The organism is Rhizobium quercicola (assembly GCF_021168455.1).
Taxonomy (GTDB): Bacteria; Pseudomonadota; Alphaproteobacteria; order Rhizobiales; family Rhizobiaceae; genus Ferranicluibacter; species Ferranicluibacter quercicola.
Map to the genome: position 1 here is coordinate 1 of NZ_JAJOZR010000008.1, position 15,992 is coordinate 15,992.

17 protein-coding genes and 1 other RNA gene are annotated in these 15,992 nt (G+C 65.5%); 10 read left to right on the top strand and 8 right to left on the bottom strand.

Features of this window, described 5'->3' with window-relative positions; genetic code table 11:
- Positions 1–154: 154 nt before the first annotated feature.
- Both LRX75_RS13125 and LRX75_RS13130 read right to left on the bottom strand, forming a co-directional pair.
- Positions 155–418 (bottom strand): BON domain-containing protein, encoded by a 264-nt coding sequence (locus LRX75_RS13125; protein ID WP_231815042.1) that lies wholly within the window; start codon positions 416–418, stop codon positions 155–157.
- A 217-nt stretch (positions 419–635) separates the two neighbouring features.
- Positions 636–908, bottom strand: coding sequence for a DUF982 domain-containing protein (locus tag LRX75_RS13130; protein ID WP_162742885.1), 273 nt, complete (start codon positions 906–908; stop codon positions 636–638).
- Between the two features lie 131 nt (positions 909–1,039).
- Between LRX75_RS13130 and LRX75_RS13135 the strand changes: the two genes are divergently transcribed.
- Positions 1,040–1,984: an AEC family transporter gene (locus tag LRX75_RS13135; protein ID WP_231815044.1), complete on the top strand. Its 945-nt coding sequence runs from the start codon at positions 1,040–1,042 to the stop codon at positions 1,982–1,984.
- Positions 1,985–2,070: 86 nt separating this feature from the next.
- Here the strand turns inward: LRX75_RS13135 and LRX75_RS13140 are convergent, their stop codons facing one another.
- A complete protein-coding gene (locus LRX75_RS13140) occupies positions 2,071–2,727 on the bottom strand; it encodes a c-type cytochrome (RefSeq protein WP_231815046.1) in 657 nt (218 codons plus the stop codon).
- A gap of 180 nt (positions 2,728–2,907) precedes the next feature.
- On the opposite strand from LRX75_RS13140, the gene LRX75_RS13145 reads away from it, so the two are divergent.
- From LRX75_RS13145 to LRX75_RS13155, 3 genes are all read left to right on the top strand, one after another.
- The gene (locus LRX75_RS13145) at positions 2,908–3,672 is read left to right on the top strand and encodes a 3-deoxy-manno-octulosonate cytidylyltransferase (RefSeq protein WP_231815048.1); all 765 of its coding nucleotides are present in this window, start codon (positions 2,908–2,910) and stop codon (positions 3,670–3,672) included.
- A complete protein-coding gene (locus LRX75_RS13150; protein WP_231815050.1) occupies positions 3,669–4,523 on the top strand; it encodes a prephenate dehydratase in 855 nt (284 codons plus the stop codon). The genes LRX75_RS13145 and LRX75_RS13150 overlap by 4 nt, the downstream gene beginning before the upstream one ends.
- Before the next feature lie 174 nt (positions 4,524–4,697).
- Positions 4,698–5,759: a porin gene (locus LRX75_RS13155; RefSeq protein WP_231815051.1), complete on the top strand. Its 1,062-nt coding sequence runs from the start codon at positions 4,698–4,700 to the stop codon at positions 5,757–5,759.
- A gap of 87 nt (positions 5,760–5,846) precedes the next feature.
- On the opposite strand, the gene nudC is transcribed toward LRX75_RS13155, so the two are convergent.
- Both nudC and LRX75_RS13165 read right to left on the bottom strand, forming a co-directional pair.
- Positions 5,847–6,815: an NAD(+) diphosphatase gene (gene nudC / locus LRX75_RS13160; protein WP_231815053.1), complete on the bottom strand. Its 969-nt coding sequence runs from the start codon at positions 6,813–6,815 to the stop codon at positions 5,847–5,849.
- On the bottom strand, positions 6,812–7,219 hold the full coding sequence (locus LRX75_RS13165; protein ID WP_231815055.1) for an HIT domain-containing protein: 408 nt from the start codon (positions 7,217–7,219) through the stop codon (positions 6,812–6,814). Before LRX75_RS13165 ends, nudC begins: the two co-directional genes overlap by 4 nt.
- A 108-nt stretch (positions 7,220–7,327) precedes the next feature.
- Between LRX75_RS13165 and ffs the strand changes: the two genes are divergently transcribed.
- From ffs to LRX75_RS13180, 3 genes are all read left to right on the top strand, one after another.
- An RNA gene (gene ffs / locus LRX75_RS13170) (signal recognition particle sRNA small type) lies at positions 7,328–7,424 on the top strand.
- A gap of 117 nt (positions 7,425–7,541) precedes the next feature.
- The gene (locus tag LRX75_RS13175; protein WP_231815057.1) at positions 7,542–9,446 is read left to right on the top strand and encodes a DNA polymerase III subunit gamma/tau; all 1,905 of its coding nucleotides are present in this window, start codon (positions 7,542–7,544) and stop codon (positions 9,444–9,446) included.
- A gap of 23 nt (positions 9,447–9,469) precedes the next feature.
- Complete coding sequence (locus LRX75_RS13180) at positions 9,470–9,793, top strand: YbaB/EbfC family nucleoid-associated protein (protein ID WP_231815059.1); 324 nt, start codon at positions 9,470–9,472, stop codon at positions 9,791–9,793.
- 29 nt (positions 9,794–9,822) lie between these two features.
- Here the strand turns inward: LRX75_RS13180 and LRX75_RS13185 are convergent, their stop codons facing one another.
- Entirely contained in the window at positions 9,823–10,689 is an 867-nt protein-coding gene (locus tag LRX75_RS13185) for a DUF2865 domain-containing protein (RefSeq protein ID WP_231815060.1), read from the bottom strand.
- A gap of 85 nt (positions 10,690–10,774) precedes the next feature.
- Positions 10,775–11,395 (bottom strand): MOSC domain-containing protein, encoded by a 621-nt coding sequence (locus LRX75_RS13190; RefSeq protein ID WP_231815062.1) that lies wholly within the window; start codon positions 11,393–11,395, stop codon positions 10,775–10,777.
- Positions 11,396–11,485: 90 nt separating this feature from the next.
- Here LRX75_RS13190 and recR point away from each other — a divergent pair, with 90 nt between their 5' ends.
- Together recR and LRX75_RS13200 are read left to right on the top strand one after the other, a co-directional pair.
- Complete coding sequence (recR, locus tag LRX75_RS13195) at positions 11,486–12,091, top strand: recombination mediator RecR (RefSeq protein WP_231815064.1); 606 nt, start codon at positions 11,486–11,488, stop codon at positions 12,089–12,091.
- Between the two features lies 1 nt (position 12,092).
- On the top strand, positions 12,093–13,346 hold the full coding sequence (locus LRX75_RS13200) for a lytic murein transglycosylase (protein ID WP_231815066.1): 1,254 nt from the start codon (positions 12,093–12,095) through the stop codon (positions 13,344–13,346).
- A 10-nt stretch (positions 13,347–13,356) separates the two neighbouring features.
- On the opposite strand, the gene LRX75_RS13205 is transcribed toward LRX75_RS13200, so the two are convergent.
- Complete coding sequence (locus LRX75_RS13205) at positions 13,357–14,988, bottom strand: MFS transporter (protein ID WP_231815068.1); 1,632 nt, start codon at positions 14,986–14,988, stop codon at positions 13,357–13,359.
- A 318-nt stretch (positions 14,989–15,306) separates the two neighbouring features.
- Here LRX75_RS13205 and rimP point away from each other — a divergent pair, with 318 nt between their 5' ends.
- Positions 15,307–15,942 (top strand): ribosome maturation factor RimP, encoded by a 636-nt coding sequence (gene rimP, locus LRX75_RS13210; RefSeq protein ID WP_231815071.1) that lies wholly within the window; start codon positions 15,307–15,309, stop codon positions 15,940–15,942.
- Positions 15,943–15,992: the final 50 nt, after the last annotated feature.

The following is a 15,992-nucleotide window of genomic DNA, read 5'->3' on the forward strand; positions in this document are numbered from 1 at the left end:
GACCGCCGAACGATCGAGGAGGCTTGGCGCGAGGTCGGAAGCCTCCTCACTCACTTCAGCCCAACAGAATGCGCCGCGTACCTGCGACACGCAGGGTATGGTGCAATAACAGCCTGACAGACTCTAGTCCCGTCTTTCCAGACTTCGGAAACGCTCAGTGATGGCGGATGGTTACTGTGTTTTCGACAAGATGGACGCCGATGACGGATGCCGCTGCCTGCTCGACGCAGCCGACCTCCGCCTCGTTGGCAACGGAGCCGGAGAGGATGATGGTTCGCCCGATGGCCATGACGTTGAGGTGCGTCGTATCCACAAGCGCGACATACTGGATGTAGCGGGCAACCTTGCCCGCGAGGTCGTCGTCCCGCAGGTGCGGTTCGTCGTCGCGTCGGGAATAGATCTGCTTGTCCATCGGCATGCCCGCATCCCTCGTTGCTTGCCGGCCGCTTGCTGCCTCAGCCCCTATCAGGGCCTCGTGCCGATCGGCCTTCGGGTGACGGGCAAACGCCGGGTCTTGCCGGAATGTTCCATCGGGGCGGATGCCTGCCGCCAATAGCGGGCCAAAGCGTTTGGCGATCGGCATGTCGTTCGCGCAGAACCGCTGCACACTTTTCCGCGACACGCTCCAAGAGACATCAAGAGACCGGTGGGCGGCTCTCGTCGACGTGAATATAGGCCTCCACCGCAGCGGCGATGAAATCCTCGCGTGCGTAGTCGGCGGGCTGCTCTCCGTTGAGAACATAGCGACACATCCGGATGGCGGCCTTGTAGGCGGCGCCCTCATGGGTCGGCCATCTGTCGAGCAGGACTTCCGCCGCCTCCCGCGTATTGCGAACGACGCTGTAATCCCCGATGCCGTCCAGTTCGAGCAGAACCGGTTGCCGCCACCATTTTTCGCTGACCGCCATGTCCAATCCCTTCATTGCGGGTGACCGGCCGGCAATATGACAGTCGAGGCTTACGCTAGCATTGCGTCGCAAACGGAAAGGTTGCGAACCGCGTGCAAAGCAGTCTATGCGATAGAGGCACGGAGTGTCTCATGTCCGACGTCCTGATCAATGTCCTCCCCCTCTTCGTTCTGATCTTTGCCGGCTGGCTGATCGTGCGCACCGGCTATCTGAAGCCGGCCGTCGGCGATGCGCTCGGCGACTTCGTCTTCAAGGTTTCCGTGCCCATCCTGCTGTTTCGGACCATCGCGACGGCGGATTTCACCGGGGGCTCGCCCTGGCCGCTGTGGGTCGCCTATTTCTCCGGCGTCGCAGTCGTCTGGACGCTCGGCCATTTCGTCGCCACGCTCGGCTTCGGGCGGGACCGGCGCATCGGCGTCCTCGCCGGGGTCTCCTCGGCCTTTGCCAACACGATCTTCATCGGCCTGCCGCTGGTCTCGCGCAATGTCGGCGATGCCGGTATCGTTGCGCTGTCCATCCTCATTTCGGTCCATCTTCCGGTGATGATGATCGCCGGCACGATCCTCATGGAGCGGGCGGAGCGCAAGACCAATGGCGGCGTGGCGCAAAGCCCGCTGGCGCTCGCCCGCGGCATCCTGCGGAACCTCGTGCGCAACCCGCTGGTGATCGGGCTCGTCTGCGGCGCGCTGATGCATGTGGCCAACCTGCCGCTGTCAGGACCGCTCCGGATCGCCATCGACCAGACCGCCGCCGTCGCCGGCCCGGCCGCGCTGATCTCGATCGGGATGGCGCTCGACAAATACGGGCTCTCGGGCAATCTCGGCCTTGCCGCCTTCACCAGCACGCTGAAACTCGTGGTGCTGCCCGCCTGCGTCTTCGCTGCCAGCCATCTGCTTGGGCTTGATCGCGACTGGACGGCAGCGCTGGTGCTGACCTCCGCCGTCCCCACCGGCGTCAATGCTTGGCTGATCGCCAACCACTTCAATGTCGGCCACGGCCTTGCATCCTCGACCATCACGCTGACCACGGCGTTCGGCGTCGTCACCGTCTCCGCCTGGGCCTACGTGCTTCTCTGACGCCACAGCAGACGCCTTTCTTCCGGACATGAAAAAGCCCGGCGCGGGCCGGGCTTCGATAGGGGCTGTCTCTGGAAGGAACCGGCTTACTTCGCCGGTGCAGCAGGTGCCGGTGCAGCAGGCACCGGTGCAGCAGGTGCGGCACCTTCGGCGGGGGCCGCCGGTGCGGCGCCCTCTGCCGGCGCGGCGGATGCGGAGGCCGCGGGAAGGGCGACCGGTGCGTCGGACTGGCCACGCAGCCAGGCGATGAGATTTGCGCGCTCATCCGGCTTCTTCACGCCGGCAAAGCCCATGGCGGTGCCGGGCACATGCTTCTTCGGCGCCTCGACGAAATAGCTGAGGTGGTCGTAGGTCCAGGTCTTGTTGGCCTCGGCGAAGGTCTTCATGCCGGCCGAATAGGCAAAGCCCTCATGCGAGGCGATCGGCCGCTCGACCACGCCCCAGAGATTGGGGCCGACCTTGTTCGGTCCGCCCTTCTCGATGGTGTGACAGGCGGCACATTTCTTGAACACCGCTTCGCCGGCGCTCGCATCGGCGCTGGCCAAGAGCGGCTTGATGTCGACCTCGACCTCGGCTGCAGCACCCGCTCCCGCTTCGCCCGTCGTTTCCTCCGCGATGATGGCGAAGCCCGGCTTTTCCGGCGCTTCCGAATGGAAAATCCCCTCGGAGGCGATCGATACGGACATCAGCACGAAGACCGTTCCGAGAAAGGCTCCCACGGCCATATTTACATGCGAGTTCATCAACACACCTCCCCTTGCGTCCGGCTTCAAGCTTATGCGCGCGCCGCCGATATGAACAATCTGCCCCGGCACCTTGAAATCGCGCGGAAGCTATGTCTTTTGACCGAGCGTTGCAACAGCGATATCCGTGCCGGACGAACCACTTCTGGCACTTTTCGCGTGCGTTTTGAAGGGCTCGGCATGAAAAGCGACAATTTGGCCAGAACACTCGTGCTGATCCCGGCGCGAATGGCCTCCACGCGGCTTCCCGGCAAGCCGCTGGCCGACATTTGCGGGCTGCCGATGATCGTTCAGGTGGCGCTGCGCGCACGCGACGCAGCGGTCGGACGCATCGTCGTCGCCGTCGATCACCCCGACACGTTCGACGCCGTGACGGCTGCCGGTTTCGAGGCCGTGATGACGCGCACCGACCATCCGTCCGGCTCCGACCGCATCTACGAGGCCCTGACCCTGTGCGACCCGGACGGCCTGGTCGAGACCGTCATCAACGTGCAGGGCGACCTGCCGACGATCGAGCCGGAGACCATCCGCGCAGCCCTGCGGCCGCTCAACGATCCGGCCGTGGATATCGCGACGCTGACCGTCGAGATCGTGCACGAGGCGGAAAAGACCAACCCCAACGTGGTCAAGGTCGTCGGCGCACCGCTGTCCGACAGTCGCCTGCGGGCGCTCTATTTCACCCGCGCGACCGCGCCGCACGGGGCGGGGCCGCTCTATCACCATATCGGCCTTTACGCCTATCGCCGCGCCGCTCTCGAGCAGTTCGTCGCCCTGCCGCCCTCGTCGCTCGAAAAGCGCGAATCGCTCGAACAGCTGCGGGCACTGGAGGCGGGCATGCGCATCGACGTGGAAATCGTCAGCTCCATTCCGCTCGGCGTCGATACGCCTGAGGATCTCGAGGCCGCACGGCGGCTGCTGTCGACGCGCATCGGAGCCGCATCATGATGCCCGTCACGAACCGCATCTCCTTCCAGGGCGATTACGGCGCCAATTCCGACATGGCCTGCCGGGACATGTTCCCGACGATGGATCCCCTGCCCTGCCAGACCTTCGAGGATGCCTTTCTCGCCGTCGAGAACGGCGAGGCGGATCTCGCGATGATCCCGATCGAAAACACGATCGCGGGCCGCGTTGCCGATATCCACCATCTCCTGCCCGAATCACGCCTGCACATCATCGGCGAATATTTCATGCCGATCCGCTTTCAGCTGATGGTGCTGCCGGGCGTGTCGCGCAGCGAGATCCGGACGGTGCACAGCCACATCCATGCGCTCGGCCAATGCCGCAAGATCGTGCGTGCCAATGGCTGGAAGCCGGTCGTGGCGGGGGATACCGCAGGTGCCGCCAAGCTCGTGTCCGAGACCGGCGACCGCTCCATGGCCGCCCTTGCGCCACGGCTGGCGGCAGACCTCTACACGCTCGACATCGTCGCCGAGAACGTCGAGGATACCGAAAACAATGTGACGCGCTTCGTCGTGCTTTCGCGTGACGAGAAACCGATCCGGCGCGATGCGGATGCCGACCTCATCGTCACCACTTTCGTCTTCAATGTCCGCAACATCCCGGCCGCGCTCTACAAGGCGCTGGGCGGCTTTGCCACGAACGGCATCAACATGACGAAGCTGGAGAGCTACCAGATCGGCGGCAAGTTCATCGCGACGCAGTTCTACGCCGATATCGACGGGCATCCCGACGACGCGAACGTCAAGCGGGCGCTGGAGGAACTGCGGTTCTTCTCCGAAAAAGTCCGGATCCTCGGCTCCTACCCGGCACACCCGATGCGGCGCGTGTTATAAAAGTCGCGCCCCTGCGAAATCCTTCGCGCAGGGGCGGACCGACCGAAAATGTGGGGTAGTGTTTGTCGCGCGAAAGTGATTGCGTACGGCAAAGAGGTGACTGATTTGCGGCGATGCCGCGCGCGCCTCTCGTTTCGACAGCCGCGGGACGGCGGCATCCGGAGGACGCCTACCATGATCATCAGAACCCTTTTTCTTGCCTCGACGGCAGCCCTTTCCATCACCGCCGGCGCGCAGGCCGCCGATGCCATCGTGGCAGCGGAACCGGAAGCCATGGAATATGTCCGTGTCTGCGACGCCTTCGGTGAAGGCTTCTTCTACATTCCGGGCACGGAAACCTGCCTGAAAATCGGTGGCTACGTCCGCTTCGACAACAATGTCGGCGATAGCCCCTATGACGGCGAAGATCAGGCCTGGTCGCCGTTTACGCGCGGGACCCTGACGCTCGACGCCCGCAGCGATACCGAATACGGCCAGCTGCGCTCCTTCATCGAGATGCGCTCGGAAGCCAGCGGCGGCGAGACGACGAGCTACATCAATTCCGGCTTCATCACGCTCGGCGGCTTCATGGCCGGCGTCAATGATTCGCGCTACGACCTGTTCCTCAATTCGGCCGGCAACATCATCAACGACGACGTCATCGACTATACCGGCAGCCGGACCAACCAAATCAGCTACCAGTGGGGCGGCGACAAGGGCTTCTCGGCCTTCATCGGCCTCGAGGAAGGCGGCGGCTCCTACGACACCGGCTTCCTCGGCCGGCCGACCGAAGATTACAAGGGCGCCCATCCGCTGGCCGGCGCGCGCATCCAGGAAGACTGGGGCGGCCTGTTCGTCATCGGCGGCTATGATACGGAAGCCGATGCCTTCGGCGGCAAGATCCGCGCCGACGTCGTCTTCAACGATGTGTTCAAGATCTTCATCATGGCCGGCTACCAGTCCGACTGGGACAACGACAAGGGCATCGGCAACACCCGCCAGCGCAACTATTACGGCCCTTGGAACGGCGACTGGGCGGCCTGGGGCGGCTTCACCGCGACGGTCAACGACAAGACCTCCATCAACGGCCAGGTCGCCTATGAAGAGGATGGCACGCTCGCGACTGCCCTCAACATGGAGTACATGATCGTCGATAACTTCAAGGTGCAGCCGGAATTCAACTACACCAAGTTCGACGGCGAGCGCGGCAATGGCGATGCCTTCGGCGGCACGATCCGCTTCCAGCGCGACTTCTGATCGCGGTTTTTTCCAGCGGCACGACGGATAGGAACCGGCGCCTGCGCCGGTTCTCTTCGTTTCAGGCTGTTCGTTTTCGGGCGGCCGTCAGGCGGGCCAGTCCAGCCAGTCGCGCATCAGCTGGTGGGCGATCGCGCCCTTGGGCGGTGTGGAGGGATGGCTCGCGTCCTGGCCCGTGTTGCGGGCGAGCATGGCGCGCGTTTCCTCGCGGGTAAACCAGCGGCAGTCTTCCAGCTCCAGATCGTCCATGCGGATGTCGCTCGACTGCGCTTCCGCATAGCAGCCGATCATCAGGCTGTGCGGCATGGGCCAGGGCTGCGAGGCGTGGTAGCGCACGCGGCCGGTGCGGATGCCGGATTCCTCCAGCGTCTCTCGGCGAACGGCATTCTCGATCGTCTCTCCCGGCTCCAGGAACCCGGCAAGGCAGGAATACATGCCTTCCGGAAAATGCGGGCTGCGGCCGAGCAGGCAGAGATCGCGCGCGACGTCGATCGTCAGCATGATGACGACGGGGTCGGTACGCGGGAACGCCAGATGGCCGCAGGCCGTGCACACCCGCCGATATCCGCCGCCCTTGGCCTCCATCGGGCTGCCGCACTTGCCGCAGAAGCGGTTGGAGGCATTCCAGGCGATCAGGCTTGCTGCCTGCGCGAACTGTCCGAGGAGTTCGTCGGGCAGCATCGCCTGGCGATAGAGGCTGCGGCCGTCGGCGAGCTTGAACGGCTCCTCCAGCGTCGCCTCCGTGCGGTTGACGGGAACGGCGATCCGCGGCTCGCCCGATGGCAGCCGGCCGAGAAGGACGGCAGCCTCGAGATCCGGCTCGAGAGCGGCGATCTCGTAGGGCGCAAACAGCGGGTCGATGATGTTTTCGTCGTGCTTGACGACCAGCTTTCCCTCCGCAAAGGCGAAAAGATGCGCGCCTTCCGTCTTCAGCGCCTGTTCCAGGCAATCGTCGCTTCGCTGTTCGCTCTCGCGCACGAGATGATTCTCCGCGAAGGCAACGAGCGAGCTCGGTTCGGGATGGGGTCCCTTGAGGTCGAAAATGGGGTGGGTCATGTCAGGGATTCCGTCAGACGGTGGAGGAAATCGTCGCGCTCGGCCTTGTCCCAGGCCTGCGCCGTGCCGAAGCCCCAGATCGGGCCGGGCCAGTTCACATCCCCTTCGGTGCGGGCGACGACATGGACATGGAGCTGCCGGACGATATTGCCCAGGGCGCCGATATTGATCTTGGTCGCTCCGGTCACCCGTTTCAGGGCGGCCGCGACACGGTTGGCTTCATCGGACAGCGTCGCCTGCTCGTCGGGCGGCAGATCGAACGTCTCGCTGACGGCGTTTCGCTCGGGGATGAGGATGAGCCAGGGCCAGCGGGCGTCCCGGCTCAGCCGGAGCTGGCAGAGATCGAGATGGGCCACGAGGTCGCTGTCGCGCGCCAGGCGCGGGTCGAGATCGAACGGGGTCACGGTTCCTCCTTCCGGCATGCGTCGTCTTTTTCAGAGTTCTGACAGGGATGCCAGATTCTTCCAAGGGCCGACTTGCATTCCGGCGCGATATTGCCGATATGGAGGTCGGGAGGTTGGTGGTGGACGAGCCACTCGCCAACCGGGTCAGGTCCGGAAGGAAGCAGCCCCAACGAGCCCGGCACGGGTCATCGTGCCAGCCTCCCACCCTCAGGGTCTTCGTGAGAGACCTTGAACCTTCAGACCAGCGCCGCCCGTTCGCAAGCTCGCTGCCGCGTCTAAAGCTTGCCGACTGTCCGGACAGACGGAACCAGCGGCGGGGCGCATGAACGACATCACCACCACATCTCCTGACGCAGCCTCGACCGAGAAGCCGGCCGCCTATCGCGTGCTGGCCCGCAAGTACCGGCCGAAGGATTTCTCCGACCTGATGGTGGGGCAGGAGCCGATGGTGCGGACGCTGACCAACGCGTTCGAGACCGGTCGCATCGCCCAGGCCTACATGCTGACCGGCGTGCGCGGCGTCGGCAAGACGACGACCGCCCGTATTCTCGCGCGCGCCCTTAATTACAAGACGGACGAGATCGACAAGCCGACGATCGACCTTCGCACGCCCGGCGAGCACTGCCAGGCGATCATGGAAGGCCGGCATGTCGATGTAATCGAGATGGACGCCGCCTCGCACACCGGCATCGACGACATTCGCGAAATCATCGAGCAGGTGCGCTACCGGCCCGTTTCCGCGCGCTACAAAGTCTATATCATCGACGAAGTGCACATGCTCTCGACGCAGGCCTTCAACGGGTTGTTGAAGACGCTCGAAGAGCCGCCGGAGCATGTGAAGTTCATCTTCGCCACGACCGAAATCCGCAAGGTCCCGATCACCGTCCTGTCGCGCTGCCAGCGGTTCGACCTGCGGCGGATCGCGGCGACCGATCTGGTCGGCCTGTTCTCCACCATTCTCGGCAAGGAGGGCATTACGGCGCAGGCCGAGGCGCTGGCGATGATCGCACGCGCCGCCGAGGGCTCGGCCCGTGACGGCCTGTCGCTGCTCGACCAGGCGATCGCCCATGGCGGCGGTATCGTGGAAGCCGAGGCGGTGCGCAGCATGCTCGGCCTTGCCGATCGCGCCCGCATCGTCGATCTCTTCGGCCATGTGGTGCGCGGCGATGTGAAAGCGGCGCTGGAAGAGTTTGCCTGGCAGTACGAAGCGGGCGCCAGCCCGGCCGTCGTGCTGACCGATCTTGCCGATTTCACCCATCTCGTGACCAAGCTCAAATTCTCCGCGGAAGCAGCCAACGACCAGTCCCTGAGCGAGGTCGAGCGGGTGCGCGGCGCGGAATTCTCCGCCGCCGTCGCCGTGTCCACCCTGTCGCGGATCTGGCAGATGCTGCTGAAGGGCATACCGGAGACGGAGAATGCCGCGCGTCCCGCGGGGGCAGCCGAAATGGTGCTGATCCGGCTGACGCATGCGGCCCACCTCCCCTCCCCGGAAGACGCCGCGCGCCGGCTGCTGGAGATGTCGGGCAGCGACGCCGGACGCCCTGCGCCCCGCGGGCCGGCCCCCGGCCATGGTGGCGGCGCTGGCAACGGTGCGGCCTCGTCCCTACCGCCACAGGGCCAGAGCAGCCTTCAGGCGCGCGCCGGCGAACCGGTCACGCCCTCGCGGATGACGGCCAATGGTGCGGCCATGCTGCGCGCCGTGCCGGAGGCCGAGCTTCCCGCCGCGCAGGAGCGCGGAAACATCGACATCCAGCCGGCATCGGCCGAACCGGTCGTGCCGCTGCGCTCGGTCGCCGATATCGTCGATCTCTGCCAGAAGAACCGCGACATTCTTTTGAAGACGCTGGTGCGCAATTTCGTGCGTCTCGTACGGCTCGAACCGGGCCGTCTGGAAATGAACGTTCCGGACGACGCGCCGAAGACGCTGGTGACCGATCTGCAGCGGCGGCTGGAAGAATGGACCGGCCTGCGCTGGATGGTGACGGTGAGCCGCGAGCCCGGCCAGCCGACGATGGTGGAGACCGAGGCGGCGGCGAAGGAGCAGCGCTTCAACGATGCGCGCCAGGACCCCGACGTCGCCGCCATCCTCGCCCGCTTTCCCGGCTCGAAGATGGTCGACGTCCGCATCAAGGTGTCGGAGGTCGAGCTGGACGAGACGCCAGAGGTGGCCGCTGTGGCCGAGTCCGAAGAGGGCGACATCCTTCCCGGCGACGATATCGAACATTAAGTGATCAGCAGAGGAGACGGACGATGCGCGACATCATGGGTATGATGGGCAAGGTCAAGGAAATGCAGGCCAAGATGGAGAAGCTTCAGGAGGAAATCGCCCTCCTCGAAGTGGACGGCACCTCGGGCGGCGGCCTCGTCACCGTCCGGCTCGATGGCAAGGGCATGCTGAAGAGCATCAATATCGACCCGTCTCTCTTCAAGGAAGACGATGTCGAGATCCTCGAGGACCTGATCGTTGCCGCGCACAAGGACGGCAAGGACAAGGCCGAGGCGATCACCGCGGAGAAGACCCGCGAACTGACCGCCGGCCTGCCGATCCCGCCCGGCATGAAACTGCCGTTCTAGCGTCCGTCCGGTTCATTGCGAACGTTCGCTCAGGGCTCCGGCAGAAATGCCGGGCCGACCATGCGCACCTTGCGCGGAAGCCTCGGAATATCGGTCTTCGTGCCGCGCAGGCTGACATTCATGAAAAGTCCCGTCGTCGGCTGGTTTTCAAGGGCCGCAAGAACCGTCGGCTCCCCTGCCGGACTTGCCTCCGCGGCCGCCTCTGTCACCGTGGGCGGAGCGATCGCGGCGGGTGTCGGCCGCGCAGCCGTCGAGGACAGCCGGCTCATGTCGCAGGCCTTGGCCTCGGCCGCGGTGCGATAAAGGCCAGCGGTGGCGAGATCGCCATAGCGCTTGCCCGACGACAGCGAAATCATATCCTTCGGGTCGCCTTGTCCCACGTCGTGGCGAAAGACGTCCATATCCGCAGTGTCGCAGATGGCCTTGCACTGCGCGGCGAGAGTCTCGGTCGAGGCGGGTGTGGCCGCGAAGCCGGAATTGGGCGTCGGGAAATAGTATCCGTCGGACAGCCGCACGCAGAGCGTTGCGGCGCGTGTCGTCGCGGCTTCGGCCGCGACCTTGACGGGCTTGCGCACAACGGCGCGTTTCGGCTTCGGCTTGACCTCCTCCCGCACGGTGCGGACAACGGGCTTACATGCGGACGGCAGGGCGGCCAGTTCGGCGCGCGCCTGCGCGATGCGACCGGCGATTTCCCGGCAGGCAAAGCCGCCGCTTCCGACGGTGCAGGCGTGATTGCGTGCCATGGCCATGTTGGAGGCGATCTGGCGCTGGAGGCGCGACGCTTCGCTGCCCGACGGCGTACAGGTCTTGGCAAGGCTATGGCTTGCGGGTACCGCGACAAGGAGAAGGAGCGCGAGCCATCCCGCCGGCCGTCTGATCCTGTCTGCCCGAGCCATCGCATCTCTCCATCACCAGCCTCACGGGCATGCCGAGGACATAGCCGAGAGGACGGCGCGCGCGAAGCGGATCCTTAAGGAATGGTTAAGGCGCGCAGGCATCCAGCTGGGCGCGAACGCGCGCGCTGATCGGGGCTGCGCGGTAGCGGGCGCGATCCTCCTCCGACAGGGTCTTGACCGAGGCTCCGAGCATATCCGGCATCGTGATCCTCGGCCCCTGAAATGCGCGATAGGTGACCGCATCGCCGATCCCGAGCGTGCCTTGCCGCAGCACGCGGCAGTAGAAGCCGGGCCTTGCGACCCTGCGGAACCTGCGGGCGAAGCCGGGATCGTTCAGCCGCAGCGACAGCGTCGAGCAGGGGATGCGGGTGGAGGTGACCTCCAGGGTCACGCTCTCCGTCTCGAACCGGTCGCCGACGGCAATTATCCGACTATCGATCTGCGAAATCACGAGGTTTTCCCCGAACAGGCCGGGCTCGATCTTCTGGCCGAGCTCGTCCGCCCAGGCCGCGAGATCCAGAGAGCCGAGACCGTAGACCGCCTGATCCGGTCCCCCGTGATATTTGCGATTGCAGACGGCATCGCCGGCGAGCCCCGCGGCATCGACGATGACGGTGCCGCCCTGCGGATGCTTGACGATGCCGGTCTTCGCCTTCTTGCCGTCGATGACGGCGGCAGGACCGAGGCAGACGGCGTCGATCTTCATGGGGCCCCTTCTTTCCTCCGCCCTTGCGGATCGTGGCTGCGCGATGCAAAGCATTTTCACTCGCGCCGCATATGGGGTAGAACGCGCCTCATGGCAAAGCGAGTCACCGGCCCCGAAATCGAAAAACTCATCCAGCTTCTGGCGAAGGTGCCGGGCCTCGGGCCGCGCTCGGCGCGCAGGGCCGCGCTGCACCTCGTCAAGAAGAAGGACCAGCTGCTGGGGCCGCTCGCCGACGCAATGGTCGAGGCGCACCGCAAGGTGCGGATCTGCTCCTGCTGCGGCAATGTGGACACGAGCGATCCGTGCAGCGTCTGCACCGATGCGCGGCGCGACCATAGCTGCATCATCGTGGTCGAGGATGTCGCCGATCTCTGGGCGCTGGAACGTACAGGCGCCATGAACACCGCCTATCATGTGCTCGGCGGCACGCTGTCGCCGCTCGATGGCGTCGGGCCCGACGATCTCAACATCCGCGGCCTGGTCGATCGCGTGGTCAAGGGCGAAGTGCGCGAGCTGATCATCGCCGTCAACGCCACGGTCGAGGGCCAGACCACGGCGCATTATATCACCGACCAGCTCGACGGGCTGGACGTTCGCATCACCCGGCTTGCCCATGGCGTTCCCGTCGGGGGCGAGCTCGATTATCTCGACGACGGCACACTGACCGCGGCTCTGCGGGCGAGAACGGCAATCTGATATGACAGTCCTGAAACAATTCCGCCGCCTGGGCCTTGCCGCCCTCCTCTGCGCCGCAACCGCCGCGCCGGCGCTCGCCGCCTCCAGGACCGAGACCGAGGCCCAGTTCCGCCGCTGGCTGCAGACCGACCTCTGGCCGCAGGCACAGAAGGGCGGCATTTCCAAAAGCGCATTCGACAAGGCCTTCGCGGACGTGAAGCTCGACTGGGACCTGCCGGACCTCGTGCCGCCGGGTTCCGGGCCGCAGGGCGAGCAGAAGCAGAGCCAGGCGGAATTCGCCTCGCCCGGCGCCTATTTCTCCGAAAAACGCTTGCAGGGGCTGGCCGCGACCGGCCGGAGTCTCGCTTCGACGCATGCCGCAACCTTGCGGCGGATCGAGAAGACCTATGGTGTGCCCGGGCCGATCGTGCTGGCGATCTGGGGTCGTGAGTCCGGCTTCGGCCGGGCGAAGATCCCGCATCCGGTGCTCGATGTGCTCGCGACCAAGGCCTTCATGTCGACCCGCGGCGAGCTCTTCACCCGCGAGTTGATCTCCGCCCTGCACATCCTGGAAAGCGGCGACGTTGATGAAGCCGACATGCGCGGCTCGTGGGCGGGCGCCATGGGCCAGCCGCAGTTCCTACCCTCGAGCTTCCTGCAATATGCCGTCGATTTCGACGGCGACGGGCGGCGCGACATCTGGAACTCGGTGCCCGACGTGCTCGGCTCCATCGCACATTACCTGTCGGAAAAGGGCTGGCAGCGCGGGCGCGACTGGGGCTTCGAGGTCACGATCCCGCAGAACGTTTCCTGCGCGCAGGAAGGGCCCGATCTCGCAAAGCCGCTCGGTCAATGGGCTGCGACCGGCATCACCCGCATCTCCCGCAAGGCGTTTCCCCGCAGCGAGGCCAAGGCCGGTGGCATGATGCTGGTGCCAGCCGGCCGCCACGGGCCGGAATTCCTGGTCACGCCGAATTTCTACGTGATCAAGGAATACAACAATTCCGACCTCTATGCCCTCTTCATCGGCAATCTCGCCGACCGGATCGGCCAGAACGGCGGGGCCTTTCAAGGCAGCTGGGGCGATGTCGGCAAGATGCTGCGCTCGGACGTGCTGACCATGCAGAAGCGGCTGGAGGCGCAGGGCTACGACATCGGCAAGGCCGACGGGCTGGCCGGTTACAAGACCCGGCGCTCGCTCGGGCAGTGGCAGGAGAAGAACGGCCTTGCGGCGACCTGCTTCCCGGATGCGGGGCTGAAGGCGACACTGCGATAGATCACACGGCTCAGTGGCCGATATCGACCTGCCGTTTGAACTGCTCGTATTCGTGCGGCAGGATGGTCTGGCGCTCGATCATCCGGTGAACATACGGTGCATTTTCGCCGCGGTGGAGCGCGCGGAGCTGTTCGTGGATCGCCGCGTCGTCCTGCGTACGCCGCTGGTTGTGGCGGACATACTCGACCCATGTCGGCACGTGGTAGGTCTCCGTCCAGATCTCCGGCCGCTCCAGATCGCGCATCAGGGTCCATTGGCCGGCACCGTCGCGGATGCGGACGCGGCGGCGCTCCGTCATGATCGACAGGAATGCCTCGACATCGGCCAGATCGATCTCGTAGTCGATCATCACGACGATCGGTCCGCTTCTCGGCTTCAGGTCGAGTTTCAGCATGGGTTCGGTGAAACGCCCGAGCGGATCGAGATTGAGCGCCTTGAACTCCGGCAGGGCGAAACGCAGGCCGACAGCCGCGCCGAACAACATGACGACCGCCGAGGCGACGAGCGCCGTCGAGGGGCCGTAGGCCTCCGCCGCCGCACCCCAGACCCAGCTGCCGAGCGCCATGCCGCCGAAGGTCGTGGTCTGGTAGAGCGACAGGGCCCGGGCAACCACCCAGCGCGGGGTGGAGAGCTGCACCGTGGTGTTGAACAGCGACAGGGCCAAGACCCAGCCGGCACCCGACATGAGCATGGCCAGGCCCGTGACGATCTCCGAGCGGCTGAGCGCGGCCATGACGGCGGACAGGGCAAAGCCGAGGAAGGCGATGCGCACGATCGCTTCGCCGGCCAGACGCTCGCGCAGCCGGGCGCTGAGCAGCGCGCCGCCGATGGCCCCGATGCCGAAGGCGCCGAGCAGGACACCATAGGTCAGCGGCCCGCCGGCCACGAGATCGCGCGCGACCAGCGGCAGAAGGGCGAGGATGGCGCTTGCGGACAGGCCGAAGAGAAAGCCGCGCAGCATGACCTTGAGGATGTTCGGCGACATCGCGACATAGCGCAAGCCCGCCCCCACGGCACGCGCCAGCGGCTCGCGCGGCAGCGCGTTCGGCGCCGGCGTCCGCTTCCAGCGCAGCAGCGCCGTGATCAGCGCGAAATAGGTGAGCGTGTTCACCGCGAAGGCCGCCGCCGCGCCCGCCGCCGCGACGATGACGCCGCCGATGGCCGGGCCGACGCTGCGCGTCATGTTGAAGCCCATGCTGTTCAGCGACACGGCGCCCGGCAGGTCCTCGCGCGGAACCATGTCGCCGACGGAGGCCTGCCAGGCCGGGTTGTTCAGCGCCGTGCCGCAGCCGATGAGAAAGGTGAACATCAGGAGCAGCCACGGCGTGATGAGCCCGAACCAGGCGAACGCCGTGAGCAGCGCCGACACGACGAGCATGAAGACCTGCGCGACCAGCATGATCCGCCGCCGGTCGAAACTGTCGGCCAGTGCGCCGGAGATCAGGGAAAACAGCATGATGGGCAGTGTCACGGACGCCTGCACCAGGGCGACCATGTTCACCGAGGTGGAGATCGAGGTCATCATCCACGCCGCGCCGACGGACTGGATGAGGCCGCCGAAATTGGAGGCAAGGCTTGCGATCCAGATGATGCGGAAGGTGTCGTGGCGGAAGGGTGCCAAGGGCGATGTTCGATCTGGCACGTCCGTCTCCTTCTTCACGCACGATCTAGCCGCAGATAGCCTTGCCGCACCCTGCGGGGTCACGACTGCAGTTCGGGGAACGGCATCCTCGGGCGGCTTGAGGTCCTCGAAGGCAATGTAGCCCGAAGGCCGCGGGCGGCAACCCGCACCGGCGGTCGAAATTCGGCAGTCGGGCCGCATCGGCGCGGCGCTTGCAATTGCGGCGGATGCGGCGTATATGACGCTCAAATTCTTGATCGGTTGATGAAGAGTGGGCCCGCAAGGACCCGCTCTTTTTTATTACCATCATGACAGAACATGCATGACGGGAGACATCGCTTGTCCGACATCGACACGGCAGACATCCAGCAGGAACCGCGCCTGATCACCGAGACCGGGATCGATCGCCGCGTCGCCGACATCATCGAACCCGTGCTGATCCCGATGGGCTACCAGCTGGTGCGCGTGCGGCTTTCGGCCCAGAACGGCGCGACGCTGCAGATCATGGCCGAGCGCACCGACGGCACCATGACCGTGGAAGACTGCGAAGCCGTCTCCACGGCGATCTCGCCGGTGCTCGACGTGGACGATCCGATCGGCAAGGCGTATCATCTGGAAGTGTCCTCGCCGGGTATCGACCGGCCGATGGTGCGCAAGGGCGATTTCGTGCGGTGGACCGGCCATCTCGTCAAGTGCGAGACCTCGGTTCTCGTGGAGAACCGCAAGCGCTTCCGCGGCGTCATTCTCGGTGCGGATGCGGACGGCTTCACCATCGAGCGCGACCAGCCGGGTCCGGACGAGGCGCCGACCGTCGTCGTGCCGTTTTCGGCACTGGCTGAAGCCAAGCTGATCCTGACGGACGAGCTGATCCGCGATGCGCTGACGGCCGACAAGAAGGCCAAGGCCGCACGCGAGGCGGCGAACGAGAATTTCGAAGAGCTCGACGGCGACGACGAGACCCCTTCGCAGGAATGATACGCGCCCGACCGGCGCTTCTCCACTGGAGCGCCGGCCGAGAGGCACCA

Bases quoted from the DNA above. Each gene is read 5' to 3' on its own strand.
- LRX75_RS13125 (WP_231815042.1), bottom strand. From the start codon at position 418: ATGCCGATGGACAAGCAGATCTATTCCCGACGCGACGACGAACCGCAC.
- LRX75_RS13130 (WP_162742885.1), bottom strand. From the start codon at position 908: ATGGCGGTCAGCGAAAAATGGTGGCGGCAACCGGTTCTGCTCGAACTG.
- LRX75_RS13135 (WP_231815044.1), top strand. From the start codon at position 1,040: ATGTCCGACGTCCTGATCAATGTCCTCCCCCTCTTCGTTCTGATCTTT.
- LRX75_RS13140 (WP_231815046.1), bottom strand. From the start codon at position 2,727: ATGAACTCGCATGTAAATATGGCCGTGGGAGCCTTTCTCGGAACGGTC.
- LRX75_RS13145 (WP_231815048.1), top strand. From the start codon at position 2,908: ATGAAAAGCGACAATTTGGCCAGAACACTCGTGCTGATCCCGGCGCGA.
- LRX75_RS13150 (WP_231815050.1), top strand. From the start codon at position 3,669: ATGATGCCCGTCACGAACCGCATCTCCTTCCAGGGCGATTACGGCGCC.
- LRX75_RS13155 (WP_231815051.1), top strand. From the start codon at position 4,698: ATGATCATCAGAACCCTTTTTCTTGCCTCGACGGCAGCCCTTTCCATC.
- nudC (WP_231815053.1), bottom strand. From the start codon at position 6,815: ATGACCCACCCCATTTTCGACCTCAAGGGACCCCATCCCGAACCGAGC.
- LRX75_RS13175 (WP_231815057.1), top strand. From the start codon at position 7,542: ATGAACGACATCACCACCACATCTCCTGACGCAGCCTCGACCGAGAAG.
- LRX75_RS13180 (WP_231815059.1), top strand. From the start codon at position 9,470: ATGCGCGACATCATGGGTATGATGGGCAAGGTCAAGGAAATGCAGGCC.
- LRX75_RS13185 (WP_231815060.1), bottom strand. From the start codon at position 10,689: ATGGCTCGGGCAGACAGGATCAGACGGCCGGCGGGATGGCTCGCGCTC.
- LRX75_RS13190 (WP_231815062.1), bottom strand. From the start codon at position 11,395: ATGAAGATCGACGCCGTCTGCCTCGGTCCTGCCGCCGTCATCGACGGC.
- recR (WP_231815064.1), top strand. From the start codon at position 11,486: ATGGCAAAGCGAGTCACCGGCCCCGAAATCGAAAAACTCATCCAGCTT.
- LRX75_RS13200 (WP_231815066.1), top strand. From the start codon at position 12,093: ATGACAGTCCTGAAACAATTCCGCCGCCTGGGCCTTGCCGCCCTCCTC.